We start from the raw sequence: 15,760 nt of genomic DNA, 5'->3' as shown, positions 1-15,760 counted from the left end.
ATTACCTGAGTTTTTAATTAATCTGGGCAACAAAGAATTTACAATTCAATAGCTGTCTGCACCTGCAAATTAGTCAAACCGGCAACTCGTTGACTATCTTCGGGGTTGAGGCGAATTTTGACTTCAATCACGCGGCTATCTAAGTTTTCTCCTGGTTGGTTACTAAAAACGTTTTGGCGATTTACTTGTAAACCTATCTGAGAAATTGTTCCTCGCAGTTCGCCGTTAAATGCTTGACTGGTAACTGTTGCTGGCTGTCCTAATTTAATTTTGCTGATGTCTGTTTGATAAACTTCTGCTATAGCAATCATTTGTTCGGTTTGGGCTAAGTCTGCAATCCCGGCATCACGAATTTTTTCTCCGACTCGTGTATGAATTTTGAGAATTTGTCCGGCTATTGGTGCTTGAATACTTGTGGCTGCTAAGTTGGTTTCGATTTGTTTAAGTGCAGCGATGGCATTTTCAACTTCACTCTGGGCTGCTTGTACATCTACCGGACGGACTTCGGACAGACTGTTAAGTGTAGCTTGGGCTTCGTTAATTTGTTTGTTACTAGTGGCTTGAATCCGAGTCAGGGCCGCATTGGCTTCAGCTAGTTGCCTACTAGCGGTGGAATTAATACGATTGAGAACTGCTTCGCCTTCGTCTAGTTGCTGTTGGGCAGTTTCTAAGCTTAAGCGTTTACTATCAAATAAAGAATTAGAAATTGCCCCCGCCAAAGATAGTTGCTGATAACGTTGATATTCAGCCTCGGCATTATTTAATTCTGCTTTGAGTTTTTTCATCGTTGCTTCTTGAGCAATTCTATCCCCTTGCCATTGTGCTTCTATGCGGGCGATCGCTTCTTGTTGAGTTATTGTGTCTCCTTGTGACTGGGCTTGTAAGCGTTCAATACTTGCCTGTTGTGCCTGAATGTCCCCGGTTTTTGCCCCTGCTTTCACTTGCGCGAGTTTGGCTTGGGCAACTCTTACTTGTTTTTCTGCCTGGAGTACAGCAGTTTGTAAGCGTGTGCGTGAGTCTAAAATTGCCACTACCTGCCCAGGTTTGACCATATCGCCTTCCTGGACTAAGATTTGAGCAATGCGATCGCCATCTAACTCCAACGGTGCGGAGAGGCTAATTACCTCTGTTTCTGGTTCTAGTCTTCCTAAGGCCGTGACTCTGCGAACTGTTGGTGAAGTTTCTACTAGTTCAGAAGAGGCTGTTTGACCCATTTGTCCAAACTGAGAAATCCCATACACAGCCATTCCCCCTGTAATTGCCGTGGCGGCTATTACTAATACAATTAATGTTTTATTGGGAGTTTTAAATAAGCGATTTTGCACCATTTTTTTACTCAATAGGTGTATATTTCCACGCCAAAATCTTAAAGTTTCTTAGTCAAAAAAATATCTTCCGGTTGGTTATTATCTTTCTCCTGTAAATACAGAGTTAACATTTTTCCTAATAAGGCACATTGTTCAGAGAAATCAATTGTTTCATTCCCCCATAATTTTTCTAGAATTAAACCATTGACAAAACTCAATACAAAAGAAGCCAACACTGCATCTTGAATGCCCAAAAATTCATAGACTGCCTGTTGGTATCTTTGATTTGCTAGTTTAAAAACACTATTACTGCGGATTTTTTCTGGGTCTTGATGTTGACAAAAATCAACCCAAATGTAAGTCCACTTAATAAAATAATCTTCGTTTTTGATTAAATATTTACCCAAAGCTGCCATTGCTTCGCGCAGTGTTTGAGATCCTTGCATCTCAGCCAATGCTGAACTGACATCCTGCTTGCTAATCTCCTCGACTAATTGTTCAAACAAAGCTTGTTTACTGGGAAAGTAATGATAAAGCGTACCAGTAGACACGTTTAAGCTTTGCGAAATTTGTCGCATGGTGACCGAACCATAACCTTTTTCGGCAAATAAATCAAAGCATTTTCCGAGGAGTTCTTGGCGATATTGGTCATGGTCAACTATCTTAGGCATGATTGGATTTATTTATATCGAACGCTCGGTATTTTTAATATAACAGTAATTAGCAAAGAGACGTCAAAAATTAGATTAATCTCCAACACCTCTGCAAACAGAGTCAGATTTGGTAGTATTTTTGCCTGTTAATTAGCTGAACACTAGGAGGCTACTTGTAGTGATTGTCAATTGATGGTGTATACATACACCAATTTAGGCGTGACAGCAAAATATGTCAATATAACTTGATAAACTACTCGTCTAATGCGTGTTTTTGCAAATCATCTAGAGAACAAACCTCTAAGGCTCTAGCATGAGTGGCGCCAAGAACAACAGGAGGTGCAACACCGGCGTCTAATGCTTCTTGCCAACGAGCGGCACATAAACACCAGCGATCGCCTGGACGTAATCCCGGAAAATTAAATTGGGGAACGGGTGTGCTGAGGTCATTCCCCTGCAATTGGGTAAACTCTAAAAATTCTGCTGTCACTTGGGCGCAAATAACGTGCATCCCAAAATCCTGTCCACCTGTACTACAAAACCCGTCGCGGTAATACCCAGTCAAAGGAGAAGTACAGCAACTCTCTAAGTTTGTACCTAGTACGTTTTTTGCGTCTGCCATATTCGTTTCCTGATCCTTTCGGTAATTGTAATATGAACCTTGAAAAAAGGTGTTGGTGTAGCCCGCCCCAGGCATCACTTAAATCACTTAGGATTCTCGTAATACGTATCCTACGCCCCGTACTGTTTGAATTAGGCGCTTGTGATTTTCGTCTTCTATCTTCAGGCGTAAATAGCGAATGTACACTTCTATCACATTCGATTCCCCCATAAAGTCGTAACCCCAGACATTCTCTAAAATTTGTTCACGGGTTAACACTTCGCGGGGATGCTCCATTAAGTATTTTAATAATTCAAATTCTTTCATTGTCAAATCAATTGTCCGTCCGTTGTGTATGGCGCGACGGGTGGCTATATCTAAAACCAATTCTCCGAAACGTAATTGTTCGGTGGTATCAATATCAGGTTTTAAATAAAGGCGAATTAATTTCAAAAAGTCTTCTGAGCGATAAGGCTTAATTACATAATCATCAGCCCCAGCTTCTAGACAGGCTACACGGTCATCTACTGTATCCCTGGCCATCATTACCAACACAGGGGCGCACATACCAGCGTTTCTAAGATTTTTACACAACGAGAGTCCCGATTCTCCTGAGAGCATCCGGTCTACAACAATTAAAGCAGGTTGGCTATCACGGCAGTATTGCAAACCGCTAGCCGCATCATGAGCCAAAATCGGCTCATAGCCAGCTTCTTGTAAATCAAAAGCCAGCTGATTTGCTAGGCTTTCATCGGTTTCAATCACCAGAACACACGGACTATGAGCAATTGTCATAAGAATTGGGGATGTGGGATGTGGGATTTTCAAATAATCAATCAGCTATCAGCTAATGGATACAGCCTGAATTAATACCCTGCCGAAATTATTTGAGCAGGTTCAGGTATCAGCCATCGAGTTCTCCAATGCAATTTTAATCACTAGTTCCCAATTCCATCCTTATACCAGTAATTCTGGAAAAATTACTAAACAAGGAAAAAGAAAGATTTTCTTTCTCACCAAGACCCCATTACCCAATGTCCCATACTTAAGGCAATTCTACCGAAGTAGGTTTGGCGATATGTGGTAAACCCCAACCTAGTTTTTCTCGTAAAATCCGGAAAAATTCGGGTGGTTGTAGACGAATGAATTTGACACTGTAATGCGATCGCTCTAAATATACTCGATCCTCCGGAAATATATAACACCCGCCATTACCATCTACCACCATCACTAATCGCGGGATATTGACTGGGTAGATACTCACTGTTTCTGTATCGGGAAACACTAATGCCCTAGAAGCTAAAGAATGGGGGCAAATGGGTATCAACTGCAAAACGGAAACACCAGGAGTTACCACCGGGCCACCAGCACTCAAGGAATAAGCTGTAGAACCTGTAGGAGTAGAAACTATCACACCATCTGCGGCAATATCTACTGGCGCATGACGCCCTACAGCAATTTCAAAATGGCACATCGAGGTTAATGGTTCTCGATGTAAAACCATTTCATTTAAGCAGAGGGCTTCCCACAGTACACAATCACCGCGAAACACTTTGACGGTGAGCATGGCTCGTTCTTCAATTTCATACTCACCTGTGATGGCCTGTTCTATGGCTTGGGGTAGTTGATTCAGATAAGTTTCCGTCAAAAATCCCATATGACCAGTATTCACCGTTAGCAGGGGAATACCAATAGGAGCAACCTGACGAGATGCTGCTAAAACAGTGCCATCTCCTCCTAAAACCACAGCGAACTTCATTTGGGAGTCAAAACCAGGGGGTGTCAGTCCATCAACTGGCGTGTGGCATACAGGACTCTCTGGGTTAGAGTAGCCCAATATGCCGCCGATGCTACTAGTGATACATACATCCCAACCAGCAGCGGTTAGCTGGTCTTTCAGTTCGATAGCGATGCGACCCGCTATCGGTTTAACGTCATTGTATATAATGCCTGCTTTCGGCACACTTAAATATCCAAGTTTTAACGATGCTTTTTACTTATGTCATCCTGACATATTTTGGTCAGTGTAGTCATTAGTCTGCCAAAAAATCACTGGGAATCCCATGTTTATCAGCAGATAAGGATAGTGAGGGAAATTTGACCAAAAGATAAGGTTTAAAGCCGAGCGGAATTGTGGGCCATTTTTCTCCCCTACCCTCTGCTTTTTCACCATCTCTCTACCCTCTATTGACTATTAACTTTGGAAGATTGCTTAAAGGGAGTTTTTTTTGGTTTTTGGTCTTTCTTTCTAGATTTATTTTTATCGTAGTCTAGCTGTTTGAGCTTCTTCATAATGCGACTGAAATACTCTTGCAGGTAGCTTTCGAGAGTTGTGGTTTGTTGTTGGTCTAACCCAAAGACTTGGTATACTTCATCCATCGGGGCATTTAACGGTTTACCACTAGCTAAGACTTCTGTAAACTCCAATCTGTCAGCAACATTCCATCCCCACTGAAAAAAGCGGATGATGCGGCGCACGGTACGCAGCAGGTTAATTGGCATCCGTGTGACTCTAGCTTCTTTGCCAGACAAGCGTTCACACAAGTTAATAATTTCCTCAGCACTCCAAGCACGAGTACCAACTACAGGGAAAGCTTGTTTTTCTGTGGCTGGGACACTCAAGGCGCGGATAGCAAACTTAGCAATATCTTGAGTATCCATATAGGCAATAGGCGAAGAATCACCAGTTACCCAGACTGGTTGATTTTCCAAAATGGGGATGCCATATTGACCAATTAACCCTTGCATAAAGCCAGCTAACCGTAAAATTGTGTAATTTATCCCAGATTCAGCTAAAAATAGTTCTGTGCATCGCTTAATTTCCATCAGCGGCACTTCTGGATACTTCTCGGCATCAAGAATAGAAAAGAATATAAAACGCTCAACACCAGCAGTTTTCGCTGCTTGAATTAATGCTACTTGTCCGTCCCAATCTACTTGTTTAATAGTCAGTGAATCTGTCGCCCGCGATGTAGCAGCATCAATGACTGCGGTGACACCTTCCATCGCTTCTGTGAGGCTCTGGGGGTTACACAAATCTCCGCGGACTAATTCGGCACCCCATTCTTTGAGAAAAGCAGCTCTTTTGGTACTCCGTACAAGACACCGTACCTTATATCCCTCATCGATGGCACGACGAGCTACTTGTCTTCCTAAGGTGCCTGTTGCACCGACGATTAATAAAGTCATGAGGGTACTAATAAATTGTTAAGTTTTATTAAATGAATATTAACAGAATTATCTCCGTAAACAAAAGTTTACGTTTTTTTCAGAAACTAAATTTGGAGGCTGGAGACTGGGAAGATGAGAAGAAAGCCTTGTTTCTAGCTTCTAGCCCCTAGCCCCTAGCCCCTAGAAAATAATTATTCCTCTGCGCCTTGAATTTTCAGTAATAAAGCGCCTAAAGCCCAACCTACAAAAATTAAACCGAAAGATAACAGTGCTGCATTTAAAATTTCGCCGCCCATTGATGTGATTCTCCTTTGCGTATGGTTTGAAGATTTCCTGAGTCTGAGGCTGTTTTATTAGATCGGGAGCAATTACTCTCATCTAATGTTCACCAGTCATTTGATCCAGGTATTTGAATTTTACGTCTACCAATGTCCTGATGCAGACTCCGGTAAACTAGCTCTACAACAGCTACTGTTGGATTAGTCCTGTGTAAATAATTTTAAACCAGTTTTATCTTCAATCCCTAATTTAAGGATAGGGAAGTATTGTCGTCAACAGATTATTAAGCAATGATATGTATCAAATAAACAAAAATAACTCGCCAAATATACATAAAAAGCATCGCCCCCGCTTGGCGTTGACACTAGGAGATCCAGCAGGAATTGGGCCAGAGGTAATTTTAAAAGCTTTGGCAGATACGACAGTTAGTCATAATTGTGACGTAACAGTAGTAAGTAGTAAGGATTTGCTATTAGAGATTTATGAGAAGCTGAATTTAGCAGGTTTAATAAATCCCAGCGAACTGCAAGTTATGGATGTGCCATTAAATCAGGAAATTGCCGACAACATTATTATTGGTACCGGAAATGCGGCTAGTGGTGCAGCTAGTTTTGCTTATATGGAATACGCGATCGCCTGCACATTAGCTGGTAAATTTGATGGTATTGTTACCGGGCCCATAGCTAAATCGGCCTGGAAAGCAGCCGGATATCATTATCCAGGACAAACGGAACTCTTGGCAGAGAAATCAGGTGTTAACCGTTTTGGGATGTTATTTGTCGCGCGATCGCCTCATACTAATTGGACAATCCGCACTTTACTTGCAACTACACATATTCCCCTAAGTCAAGTAGCCAAGACATTAACACCACATTTATTGACGAAAAAACTAGATTTACTGGTGGAGTGTTTAAAATCAGACTTTGGCATAGACAATGGGAGAATTGCGATCGCAGGTTTAAATCCCCACAGTGGCGAACAAGGACAACTGGGAAATGAAGAACAAGATTGGTTGATTCCCTGGTTAGAAAAAGAACGGCAAAATCGTCCTCATTGGCAGCTAGAGGGGCCAATACCACCAGATACAATGTGGGTTAAACCTGGTCAAGCTTGGTATGGCAATTCTGTTGTTAAAAATCCCGCAGATGGGTATTTAGCGCTTTATCACGATCAGGGTTTAATTCCTGTAAAGTTGATGGCCTTTGACCGCGCTGTTAACACTACTATTGGTTTACCTTTTGTGCGGACTTCCCCAGATCATGGCACAGCATTTGATATTGCAGGTAAAGGAATTGCTGACGCGACAAGTATGCAAGCAGCCATAAAGTTAGCGGCTGAGTTAGTTAGTCAAAGGTTAAGTAGAACGACTTGAAAAAACCAAACTATGTAAAATAATGTAAATTTACCTAAAATCAGTTCGTAGTCAGGACTTTAGTCCTGATTTGAGAACTAAAGTTCTCACTACAAACCTTTAATTATTTACCCTGTTCTACTTAGCAGTGAAATAGTATTATTCTTCCATCATCAAGTTGCTTTTAATTAAGCCTTTTTGCATAGCCATAACCACAGCTTGGGAGCGATCGCTTACTTCTAGTTTATGTAAAATAGCATGAACATGAACTCTCACTGTTCCACGAGTAATATATAGTTCTAGGGCAATTTGTTGGTTAGTCTTTCCGGCTGCCAAAAAAGACAAAATTTCTTGTTCACGTTGAGTCAAAGGATTAGTAGGTTTGGTAATATTTTCCAAATATGGCTCAGAGTTAAAAGTAGAACGAATTTCATTTGTTGCTGTTTCATCCCACCAGGATGCACCCACAGCCACAGAACGCAGTGCTAATACTAATTTTTCCGCAGCAATTCCTTTAAGGCAATAACCTTGAGCGCCAGCTGCAATCAAACGCGAAATCAGGGTTTTTTGAGAATGAGAAGTTAAAACTAAAACTGGTAAACGAGGATTTTGCTGCTTGATTTGTTTACACGCCTCAAGTCCGCCAATACCTGGTAATCCCACATCTAACAACACCACATCCAGAGTGTGTTGACTAACTAACTCAATAGCAGTTTCACCATCTTCAGCCTCAGCAACAATCTCCAGCCCAATTTCTTCCTGCAATCGCACGCGCAAGCCTAAACGAAATAGTTCATCATCCTCAACTAAGAGAATTTTGATGGGGGTAGACAGCATCTCACGCAGTTAGAGAGGACTGGAACGGGGATACAGGGAGCTTAAATGCAAACATAGCTCCAACGGGTAATATGTTCTCTGCCCAGATTATACCGCCGTGGGCTGTAATAATTTGACGAGATAGATAAAGTCCTAATCCTGAACCTTTGGTTTGGCGTTGGCTATGTCCTTGATAAAATCGCTCAAATAAATGGGAAAACTCTTCAGGCTGCATACCCGCACCTGTATCCAAAATTTTCACAACTTGATAGGCAGATTGGGATTCTAACACGACTTCCACACGGCCATTGCGAGGCGAATGGTTGATGGCATTGACTAAGAGATTGATGATGACTCGTTGCAGTTGTAAAGCATCACCTTTCACCCACAAAGATTGTCGCCAATCAGATGCACCATAGTTAACTGAAAGATATACACGCCGATTTGCCGCTAACTCAGTCAGAGTGCTAGCTACTTCTTCTGTCAGCATAGCTAAATCTACAGGTGCTAAGTTAAGTTCTAAACCTTCAGTATCATTACGATATATATCTAATAAAGTTTGTAACAATTGCAGTGAAGTTTGATGACTACGCGCCATTGTGGCTAAAACTTTTTGCTGTGCTGGTAGTATGGGGCCAAACTTTTGAGCTTCAAAGGCTTTGAGAGTTTCAATTGCTCCTAATAAGGGCGTTTTCAGGTCGTGGGTGAGTGTAGAAGCAAAATCTTCTCGGACTCTGACTAATTCCTCTTGTGCTTCTAGTTTGGCACGAGTTAAGGCGATCGCATCTTCAGAAAGACGCAGGCGATCGCTCAACATACCTGTGACAATCAACGCCAGCGAGGCGATCGCTCTACTCGCAATTGTCGAAGCATTGATGATTTCGCCTGCTGGTACTACAAGATTCAACATGGTTAAAAACACAGCCGCAAGAGTGGCTTGAAAAGTCGCCCGCCTCCCCAACCAGGAGTTTGTCAATAAAATCGGGCCTGTATAGAGATACCCGAAAACGTAAGGAATGGGCGTAGAGAACTCCAGAACAATCACAAATATATATAAACCAGCAATGAATAAATATTTGCCCAAACGCGATTCTTGATTAAAACGTTTAGTTATAAGATGTCTCATTTCATAAATTAAGTATTGCTAATTAAATATCTTTTTTTGCTTTTATTTGAGCGTTACGACTCTCAAAAATATTATCTGACATCCCTATTGAATTTATTCTATTGTATTTCCTCTAGTAATGTTTTTTCCTAGAGTGTTTAGCTAAAAATAAACACCCTTCTAAACATCATAAACGATTGCGTATACCTGAAGTAAACACTAAATATAGAAAAATAAACCCCAGCTTATACCCTTCTAATACTTGTTTTAATTGAAAAATTAGCTGATGATATCAATTGTTACAAAGTTGGAGAACTAAAAAGTATGTTCTCTATTAATCAGATAAATGCTGACATGGCATTAGGTTTAATAAGTACAAAAATCATGAATAATAGCTGTCATTGTGGCATTGTCTTAACCAGCTTAAAATTACCAGAAAAATGCTTTGCTTTGGGAATTATTCGAGATAACAAAATCATCCTAACCAGTGCCGAACCAATAATTTGGTGTGAAGATTACATCCTGGCTGTAGCTCTAAATGCAGCCTCAGTTCCAGAGCTAAAATTTGTCCTAAATAAAACGCATCCGGTTCACTACTCATCCCAAGAATGTCCAATTAAAAGTCTTAAATAACTTATCGGGAGCCTTCTTAATTCATGTTACAAGGATGGATACAAATTACTTTAACCTTACTAATAGTCATTGCCACAACTCCCTTACTGGGAAGGTATATGGCACGAGTATTTATGGGAGAACAAACACTACTCGACCCCATAATTAATCCCTTGGAAAGAGTAATATTTGCCATTAGTGGAGTACGTCCCCAAGAAAATCTCACAGGCTGGAAATATGCCAAAGAATTGCTGTGTAGCAATCTCATTATGGGGATTTTTGCCTACTTCATCCTGATGTTTCAAGGATGGTTGCCACTAAATCCCACAGGGTTAGATGCACCAAGTTGGGATTTAGGACTGCACACCACCATTTCCTTTCTCACCAACACCAACCAACAGCATTACTCAGGTGAAACAACCTATACATATAGCAGCCAAGTATTTGCCCTCGGTTTTTTTATGTTCACTTCGGCTGCAACGGGTTTAGCAGTTGCGATCGCCTTTATTCGGGGTTTAACTGGCAGACCATTAGGTAACTTTTACACTGACCTAACCCAATCAATCACCCGGATATTATTACCAATATCAATAGTTGGCGGATTGCTTTTACTATTAGCAGGTGTACCAGAAACCTTAGAGGGGCCAGCCACAGTAACCACCTTAGAAGGCGCAACTCAAGTAATTGCCCGTGGCCCAGTTGCCCATTTTGAAATTATCAAGGAACTGGGAGAAAACGGTGGTGGTTTCTTTGGAATTAACTCAGCCCATCCCTTTGAAAATCCCAATGGCTTTTCTAACTTATTAGAAACCTGCATCATGGTTGCCATCCCCGCATCCCTAATTTATACCTACGGTGTATTTAGTAATAACCGTAAGCAAGCATGGTTAGTATTTTGGATGGTATTTATCATTTTTGTTTTCTTAGTAGGAATTACAACAGTAGGCGAATTTCAAGGAAATCCCCTAGTTAATCCCCTCTTAGGAGAACAGCAACCCAACCTAGAAGGAAAAGAAGTGAGATTTGGTTGGGCGCAAACAGCACTCTGGGCAGTCATGACCACAGCCACAATGTGCGGTGCTGTCAACGGAATGCACGATTCCTTAATGCCGACCGGCGGATTTGCCACACTCTTTAATATGTTCTTGCAAATCATTTGGGGAGGACAAGGAAGCGGCACAGCTTTTCTATACATCTACTTAATTTTGGCAGTATTCCTCACAGGCTTAATGGTGGGAAGAACACCGGAATTTTTAGGACGCAAAATCGAGAAAAAAGAAATCGTCCTTGCCAGCGTCGTTCTATTAGTTCATCCTTTCGCCATCCTGATTCCCTGGGCCATAGTCTTCGCCTTTCCTGACACCCTCTCAGGTATTAGCAACCCAGGATTTCATGGAGTTTCCCAAGTAGTTTACGAATACGCATCCGCCGCCGCCAACAACGGTTCAGGATTTGAAGGATTAGGTGATGACACACTTTGGTGGAACCTCAGCGCCACAGCCAGTATGTTGGCGGGGCGTTATATACCAATTATTGCACTGCTACTTTTGGCAGATAGTATGTCTCGTAAACAACCTGTTCCTATGACCACAGGTACTTTGAGAACAGACACCAGACTCTTTACAGGAGTCACAAGCGGAGTAATTTTAATCCTGGGCGCACTTACATTCCTCCCCGCCTTAGTCTTAGGCCCCATAGCAGAAGCATTCCAACTAGCGACAGGAGGGTGAATCAATTCAAAATTCAAAATATCTCCTTTGGAGACGCTGCGCGAACAAAATTCAAAATAAAACCTCATTCCTCTCCGCGCCTTTGCGCCTTTGCGTGAGAAAACAAAATTTAATTTATTCACCCCAAAATGCAAACAACTACACAACCGCGAAAAAAACGCAAACATAAACCCCAAACCAAACCAAGCGGACTCTACACAAGAGCATTTCAACAAGCATTTGCCAAGTTGTCTCCACGTAACATGATAAAAAATCCAGTCATGTTCGTAGTTTGGCTAGGTACTATCGTCACAGCACTGATGACAATTGCACCTAACATATTTGGCCCCACACCAGGAGAAAATCCGCGATTATTCAACGGACTTATCACCCTAATTTTATTCTCAACCCTTGTCTTTGCTAACTTTGCCGAAGCCGTAGCCGAAGGAAGAGGTAAAGCTCAAGCTGATGCCCTGCGATCGGCAAAATCCGATGCCAAAGCCAAAAAAATTCTCCCCGATGGTTCCCTCCAAGAAGTAAGTTCCACAGCCTTACGGCGCGGTGACACAATCAAAGTAACTGCTGGTGATATCATCCCCGCCGACGGTGAAGTAATTCAAGGTGTGGCTTCCGTGGATGAATCGGCAATTACAGGAGAATCAGCACCAGTATTAAAAGAACCAGGTTCAGACATTGCCAGTTCAGTCACCGGAGGAACCCGTATCACCTCCGACGAACTCATAATTCGGGTGACTAATGACCCAGGAGAAGGCTTTCTTGACCGAATGATTGGTTTAGTAGAAGGTGCTTCCCGCAGCAAAACACCCAATGAAATTGCTTTAACAGTATTGTTGGCAGTTCTTACGCAAGTATTTTTAGTTGTGATTGCCACACTACCTACAGTGTCAGTCTACGTTAAATCACCAATAAGTATTGCCGTCCTCATCGCCTTACTAGTAGCCCTAATTCCCACCACCATCGGCGGCTTATTAAGTGCTATTGGTATTGCCGGCATGGATAGAGTCGCCCAATTTAATGTCATTGCCACCTCTGGGCGTGCAGTAGAAGCCTGCGGAGATATTAACACCCTGATTTTAGACAAAACAGGTACGATTACCTTGGGAAACCGCTTGGCAGAAGAATTTATTCCTGTAAATGGTTATGCAATGGCAGATGTAGCGCAAGTTGCCCTAGCATCGAGTGTGTTTGATGAAACCCCAGAAGGCAAATCAATCGTCAAACTCGCAGAAAAATTAGGGGCAAAATTAGATTTTGACACCAAGCAAGCAGAAGGGATTGAATTTTCTGCCAAAACCCGCATGAGTGGTACTGATTTATCCAATGGGGTAGAAATTCGTAAAGGTGCAGTAGATGCCATTAAAGGCTTTGTTCGTTCTCGCCAGGGAAAATTAACGCCGGAACTAGATACTGCTTTTGAGCGAATTTCTCGCTTAGGTGGTACTCCCTTAGCACTTTGCAAAAATAATGATATCTACGGTGTAATTTACCTCAAAGACATCATTAAACCGGGGATTCGGGAACGATTTGACCAAATGCGACGCATGGGAATTAAAACTATCATGCTCACAGGAGATAACCGGATTACTGCATCTGTAATTGCCGCAGAAGCCGGAGTTGATGACTTTATCGCCGAAGCCACACCGGAAGACAAAATCGAAGTCATTAAAACGGAACAAGCCCAAGGAAAACTTGTAGCCATGACTGGAGATGGCACAAACGATGCCCCAGCTTTAGCCCAAGCAAACGTAGGCGTGGCTATGAATACAGGTACTCAAGCAGCCAAAGAAGCTGCTAACATGGTAGACCTAGATTCTGACCCCACCAAGTTAATTGATATCGTCACCATTGGGAAACAATTACTAATTACCCGTGGCGCACTCACCACCTTTTCCATAGCCAACGATATCGCCAAATACTTCGCCATCCTTCCCGCCATCTTCTCAGGAATTGGCGTTAGCGCTCTCAATATAATGGGTTTAGCAAGTACCCAATCAGCAGTTTTATCAGCCCTAATTTATAACGCCTTAATCATTCCCGCACTCATCCCCCTAGCACTAACTGGCGTAAAATTTCGACCATTAACCGCCGACCAACTCTTACAACGCAACATTTTCATCTATGGATTTGGCGGCGTAATAGCACCCTTCATAGCCATCAAAATCATAGACCTTTTCATCACAACCATAGGACTAGCCTAATAGACATCTCCGCGCCCCTCTGCGTTAACCTTTGCGCCCCTTTGCGTTTAAATCATGAAAAACTTATCTCTCTTTCTCTTCCTCACCCTTTCCCTCAACGTATTCCTAGCACAAACCGTATACGCAGCCACCCCTGACGAAATATCACGCGCTGCATCCTACGCCATTGGACTTTTAGGAATAGCCACTTTAGCCGTCAGCACTTATTTATTCCTTGTCATTTTTCAACCGGAGAAATTCTAATGAACCAAATTACTAAAGCCATTCGTTCCACCTTAGCCTTGTGGATATTAACAGCCTTCCTTTATCCCTTATTCATGCTGATTTGTGGACAGATAGCCTTTCCCTTCCATGCCAATGGTAGCTTAATCACCAACAATCAAGGTACAGTCATCGGTTCAGCCTTAATTGGTCAACCCTTTGCAGGCGATCGCTATTTTTGGAGCCGCCCTAGTGTTATTGACTACAGCACCAGCCCCGAAGTAGCTACCACTGGTGTGTCAGGAGCCAGTAACCTCGCGCCCAGTAACCCCGAACTTCTCCAACGTATTCAACAAGAAGCCACACGACTACAACAAGCTAATATTCAACCCACTGCTGACTTACTTTATACCTCTGGCTCTGGTTTAGACCCACACATCAGCCCTGAGTCCGCCCAAGCTCAGATATCACGGATTTCTGCTGTCCGTAATGTGGATACCCAACAAATTGAAACCCTCATCTCTCAAAACACTGAAGGTAGATTCCTCGGTATATTTGGTGAACCTGGAGTTAATGTTTTGCAGCTTAATTTGGCTTTGGATGCTTTATGATTCATTCTCATACCTCCTCCCCTGATAGTTCTTATATTCGTCCTCAACGACGCGGGAAACATAAAATCTTTATTGGTATGGCTCCTGGTGTCGGTAAAACTTACAAAATGCTGGAAGAAGCACATCAACTCAAACAAGAAGGAATTGATGTAGTTATCGGGATCTTAGAAACTCATGGACGAAAAGAAACAGCCATAAAAGCTGATGGATTAGAGGTAGTTAAGCGCAAAGCCATTATCCATCAAAACGTTACTCTGCAAGAAATGGATACAGATGCCATTATCCAACGTTACCCTCAACTTGTTTTAGTGGATGAACTTGCTCATACCAACATTCCCGGTTCCCCAAGAGAAAAACGCTATCAGGACGTAGAGGTAATTTTAGCAGCAGGAATCGATGTCTATTCCACTGTGAATATTCAACATTTAGAAAGTTTAAATGACCTAGTAGCAAGAATTACAGGTGTCGTGGTGCGAGAGCGCATTCCTGATTACTTACTCGATGAAGCTGATGCTGTTGTTGTCATTGATGTTACCCCAGAGACTTTAGAAGAACGCCTACAAGAAGGCAAAATTTACGCCCCTGATAAAATCGAACAATCCCTAAAAAACTTTTTTCAGCGTCGTAATCTCATCGCTTTAAGAGAACTAGCATTACGAGAAGTTGCAGATACAGTTGAGGAAGAAGCAAATACTGCCAACTTTGTAGGACAAAACTGCAATATTCACGAACGAGTTTTAGTGTGTGTATCTACTTATCCTGATTCAGCGCAGTTGTTACGTCGAGGCGCACGCATTGCTAATTATATGAATGCGCGACTCTATGCTGTATTTGTAGCAAATCCTGAACAATTTTTGACTAAAGAAGAAAGTTTGCACATCGATACTTGTGAGAGATTATGCCGCGAGTTTGGGGGTGAATTTTTATATGTCAAAAGCCAAAGTGTTGCTAAAGAAATTGCTCAAGTGGCAGCAGTTCATCACATTACACAAATTATTATTGGTGAAAGCCAGCAGCCCAAATGGAAAAGATTTTTTAAAATGTCTTTTACTCAACAAATCATAGATTTAATTAGAGATAAAAATATCGATTTACACATTATATCTACTGAAAATTAAGCCTTCC

General features: G+C 42.0%; 16 protein-coding genes. 7 read left to right on the top strand and 9 right to left on the bottom strand.

The window, feature by feature from the left end:
* Positions 1–38 precede the first annotated feature (38 nt).
* The 7 genes from ACM0OS_RS06105 to ACM0OS_RS06075 all read right to left on the bottom strand — a co-directional run bounded on the left by ACM0OS_RS06105 (position 39) and on the right by ACM0OS_RS06075 (position 6,028).
* Positions 39–1,328 carry an ABC exporter membrane fusion protein gene (locus tag ACM0OS_RS06105; RefSeq protein WP_414542280.1) on the bottom strand — a complete coding sequence of 430 codons (1,290 nt, stop codon included), beginning with the start codon at positions 1,326–1,328 and terminating at the stop codon, positions 39–41.
* Positions 1,329–1,366: 38 nt separating this feature from the next.
* A complete protein-coding gene (locus tag ACM0OS_RS06100; protein WP_414542279.1) occupies positions 1,367–1,978 on the bottom strand; it encodes a TetR/AcrR family transcriptional regulator in 612 nt (203 codons plus the stop codon).
* A gap of 235 nt (positions 1,979–2,213) precedes the next feature.
* Positions 2,214–2,582 (bottom strand): DUF2237 family protein, encoded by a 369-nt coding sequence (locus ACM0OS_RS06095; RefSeq protein ID WP_414542278.1) that lies wholly within the window; start codon positions 2,580–2,582, stop codon positions 2,214–2,216.
* 87 nt (positions 2,583–2,669) lie between these two features.
* A complete protein-coding gene (nblR, locus tag ACM0OS_RS06090; RefSeq protein WP_414542277.1) occupies positions 2,670–3,356 on the bottom strand; it encodes a response regulator transcription factor NblR in 687 nt (228 codons plus the stop codon).
* 250 nt (positions 3,357–3,606) lie between these two features.
* Positions 3,607–4,524 (bottom strand): NAD(+) kinase, encoded by a 918-nt coding sequence (locus ACM0OS_RS06085; protein WP_414542276.1) that lies wholly within the window; start codon positions 4,522–4,524, stop codon positions 3,607–3,609.
* Positions 4,525–4,745: 221 nt separating this feature from the next.
* Positions 4,746–5,750, bottom strand: coding sequence for an SDR family oxidoreductase (locus ACM0OS_RS06080; RefSeq protein WP_414542275.1), 1,005 nt, complete (start codon positions 5,748–5,750; stop codon positions 4,746–4,748).
* A gap of 173 nt (positions 5,751–5,923) precedes the next feature.
* Complete coding sequence (locus tag ACM0OS_RS06075; protein ID WP_006199111.1) at positions 5,924–6,028, bottom strand: PetM family cytochrome b6-f complex subunit 7; 105 nt, start codon at positions 6,026–6,028, stop codon at positions 5,924–5,926.
* 278 nt (positions 6,029–6,306) lie between these two features.
* Here ACM0OS_RS06075 and pdxA point away from each other — a divergent pair, with 278 nt between their 5' ends.
* On the top strand, positions 6,307–7,383 hold the full coding sequence (gene pdxA / locus ACM0OS_RS06070) for a 4-hydroxythreonine-4-phosphate dehydrogenase PdxA (RefSeq protein ID WP_414542274.1): 1,077 nt from the start codon (positions 6,307–6,309) through the stop codon (positions 7,381–7,383).
* A gap of 138 nt (positions 7,384–7,521) precedes the next feature.
* Here the strand turns inward: pdxA and ACM0OS_RS06065 are convergent, their stop codons facing one another.
* Together ACM0OS_RS06065 and ACM0OS_RS06060 are read right to left on the bottom strand one after the other, a co-directional pair.
* Complete coding sequence (locus ACM0OS_RS06065) at positions 7,522–8,199, bottom strand: response regulator (protein ID WP_414542273.1); 678 nt, start codon at positions 8,197–8,199, stop codon at positions 7,522–7,524.
* A gap of 1 nt (position 8,200) precedes the next feature.
* Entirely contained in the window at positions 8,201–9,304 is a 1,104-nt protein-coding gene (locus ACM0OS_RS06060) for a sensor histidine kinase (RefSeq protein WP_414542272.1), read from the bottom strand.
* 303 nt (positions 9,305–9,607) lie between these two features.
* On the opposite strand from ACM0OS_RS06060, the gene ACM0OS_RS06055 reads away from it, so the two are divergent.
* From ACM0OS_RS06055 to ACM0OS_RS06030, 6 genes are all read left to right on the top strand, one after another.
* A complete protein-coding gene (locus tag ACM0OS_RS06055; protein WP_414542271.1) occupies positions 9,608–9,916 on the top strand; it encodes a hypothetical protein in 309 nt (102 codons plus the stop codon).
* 23 nt (positions 9,917–9,939) lie between these two features.
* Positions 9,940–11,625 carry a potassium-transporting ATPase subunit KdpA gene (kdpA, locus tag ACM0OS_RS06050; RefSeq protein ID WP_414542270.1) on the top strand — a complete coding sequence of 562 codons (1,686 nt, stop codon included), beginning with the start codon at positions 9,940–9,942 and terminating at the stop codon, positions 11,623–11,625.
* A 128-nt stretch (positions 11,626–11,753) separates the two neighbouring features.
* The gene (kdpB, locus tag ACM0OS_RS06045) at positions 11,754–13,823 is read left to right on the top strand and encodes a potassium-transporting ATPase subunit KdpB (RefSeq protein ID WP_414542269.1); all 2,070 of its coding nucleotides are present in this window, start codon (positions 11,754–11,756) and stop codon (positions 13,821–13,823) included.
* Between the two features lie 54 nt (positions 13,824–13,877).
* The gene (locus ACM0OS_RS06040; protein ID WP_414542268.1) at positions 13,878–14,066 is read left to right on the top strand and encodes a potassium-transporting ATPase subunit F; all 189 of its coding nucleotides are present in this window, start codon (positions 13,878–13,880) and stop codon (positions 14,064–14,066) included.
* Positions 14,066–14,635 (top strand): K(+)-transporting ATPase subunit C, encoded by a 570-nt coding sequence (kdpC, locus tag ACM0OS_RS06035; RefSeq protein WP_414542267.1) that lies wholly within the window; start codon positions 14,066–14,068, stop codon positions 14,633–14,635. The genes ACM0OS_RS06040 and kdpC overlap by 1 nt, the downstream gene beginning before the upstream one ends.
* The gene (locus ACM0OS_RS06030; protein WP_414542266.1) at positions 14,632–15,753 is read left to right on the top strand and encodes a sensor protein KdpD; all 1,122 of its coding nucleotides are present in this window, start codon (positions 14,632–14,634) and stop codon (positions 15,751–15,753) included. Before kdpC ends, ACM0OS_RS06030 begins: the two co-directional genes overlap by 4 nt.
* Positions 15,754–15,760 lie beyond the last annotated feature (7 nt).

The sequence above is a fragment of the Nostoc sp. CCY0012 genome (assembly GCF_963920855.1).
Lineage (GTDB): Bacteria > Cyanobacteriota > Cyanobacteriia > Cyanobacteriales > Nostocaceae > Cyanocohniella.
This window is presented reverse-complemented; position numbering and strand designations above follow the sequence as displayed.

What these genes read in the sequence shown, in the direction of transcription:
- ACM0OS_RS06105 (WP_414542280.1), bottom strand. Translation starts at nt 1,328, where the DNA reads ATGGTGCAAAATCGCTTATTTAAAACTCCCAATAAAACATTAATTGTA.
- ACM0OS_RS06100 (WP_414542279.1), bottom strand. Translation starts at nt 1,978, where the DNA reads ATGCCTAAGATAGTTGACCATGACCAATATCGCCAAGAACTCCTCGGA.
- ACM0OS_RS06095 (WP_414542278.1), bottom strand. Translation starts at nt 2,582, where the DNA reads ATGGCAGACGCAAAAAACGTACTAGGTACAAACTTAGAGAGTTGCTGT.
- nblR (WP_414542277.1), bottom strand. Translation starts at nt 3,356, where the DNA reads ATGACAATTGCTCATAGTCCGTGTGTTCTGGTGATTGAAACCGATGAA.
- ACM0OS_RS06080 (WP_414542275.1), bottom strand. Translation starts at nt 5,750, where the DNA reads ATGACTTTATTAATCGTCGGTGCAACAGGCACCTTAGGAAGACAAGTA.
- ACM0OS_RS06075 (WP_006199111.1), bottom strand. Translation starts at nt 6,028, where the DNA reads ATGGGCGGCGAAATTTTAAATGCAGCACTGTTATCTTTCGGTTTAATT.
- pdxA (WP_414542274.1), top strand. Translation starts at nt 6,307, where the DNA reads ATGTATCAAATAAACAAAAATAACTCGCCAAATATACATAAAAAGCAT.
- ACM0OS_RS06065 (WP_414542273.1), bottom strand. Translation starts at nt 8,199, where the DNA reads ATGCTGTCTACCCCCATCAAAATTCTCTTAGTTGAGGATGATGAACTA.
- ACM0OS_RS06060 (WP_414542272.1), bottom strand. Translation starts at nt 9,304, where the DNA reads ATGAGACATCTTATAACTAAACGTTTTAATCAAGAATCGCGTTTGGGC.
- ACM0OS_RS06055 (WP_414542271.1), top strand. Translation starts at nt 9,608, where the DNA reads ATGTTCTCTATTAATCAGATAAATGCTGACATGGCATTAGGTTTAATA.
- kdpA (WP_414542270.1), top strand. Translation starts at nt 9,940, where the DNA reads ATGTTACAAGGATGGATACAAATTACTTTAACCTTACTAATAGTCATT.
- kdpB (WP_414542269.1), top strand. Translation starts at nt 11,754, where the DNA reads ATGCAAACAACTACACAACCGCGAAAAAAACGCAAACATAAACCCCAA.
- ACM0OS_RS06040 (WP_414542268.1), top strand. Translation starts at nt 13,878, where the DNA reads ATGAAAAACTTATCTCTCTTTCTCTTCCTCACCCTTTCCCTCAACGTA.
- kdpC (WP_414542267.1), top strand. Translation starts at nt 14,066, where the DNA reads ATGAACCAAATTACTAAAGCCATTCGTTCCACCTTAGCCTTGTGGATA.
- ACM0OS_RS06030 (WP_414542266.1), top strand. Translation starts at nt 14,632, where the DNA reads ATGATTCATTCTCATACCTCCTCCCCTGATAGTTCTTATATTCGTCCT.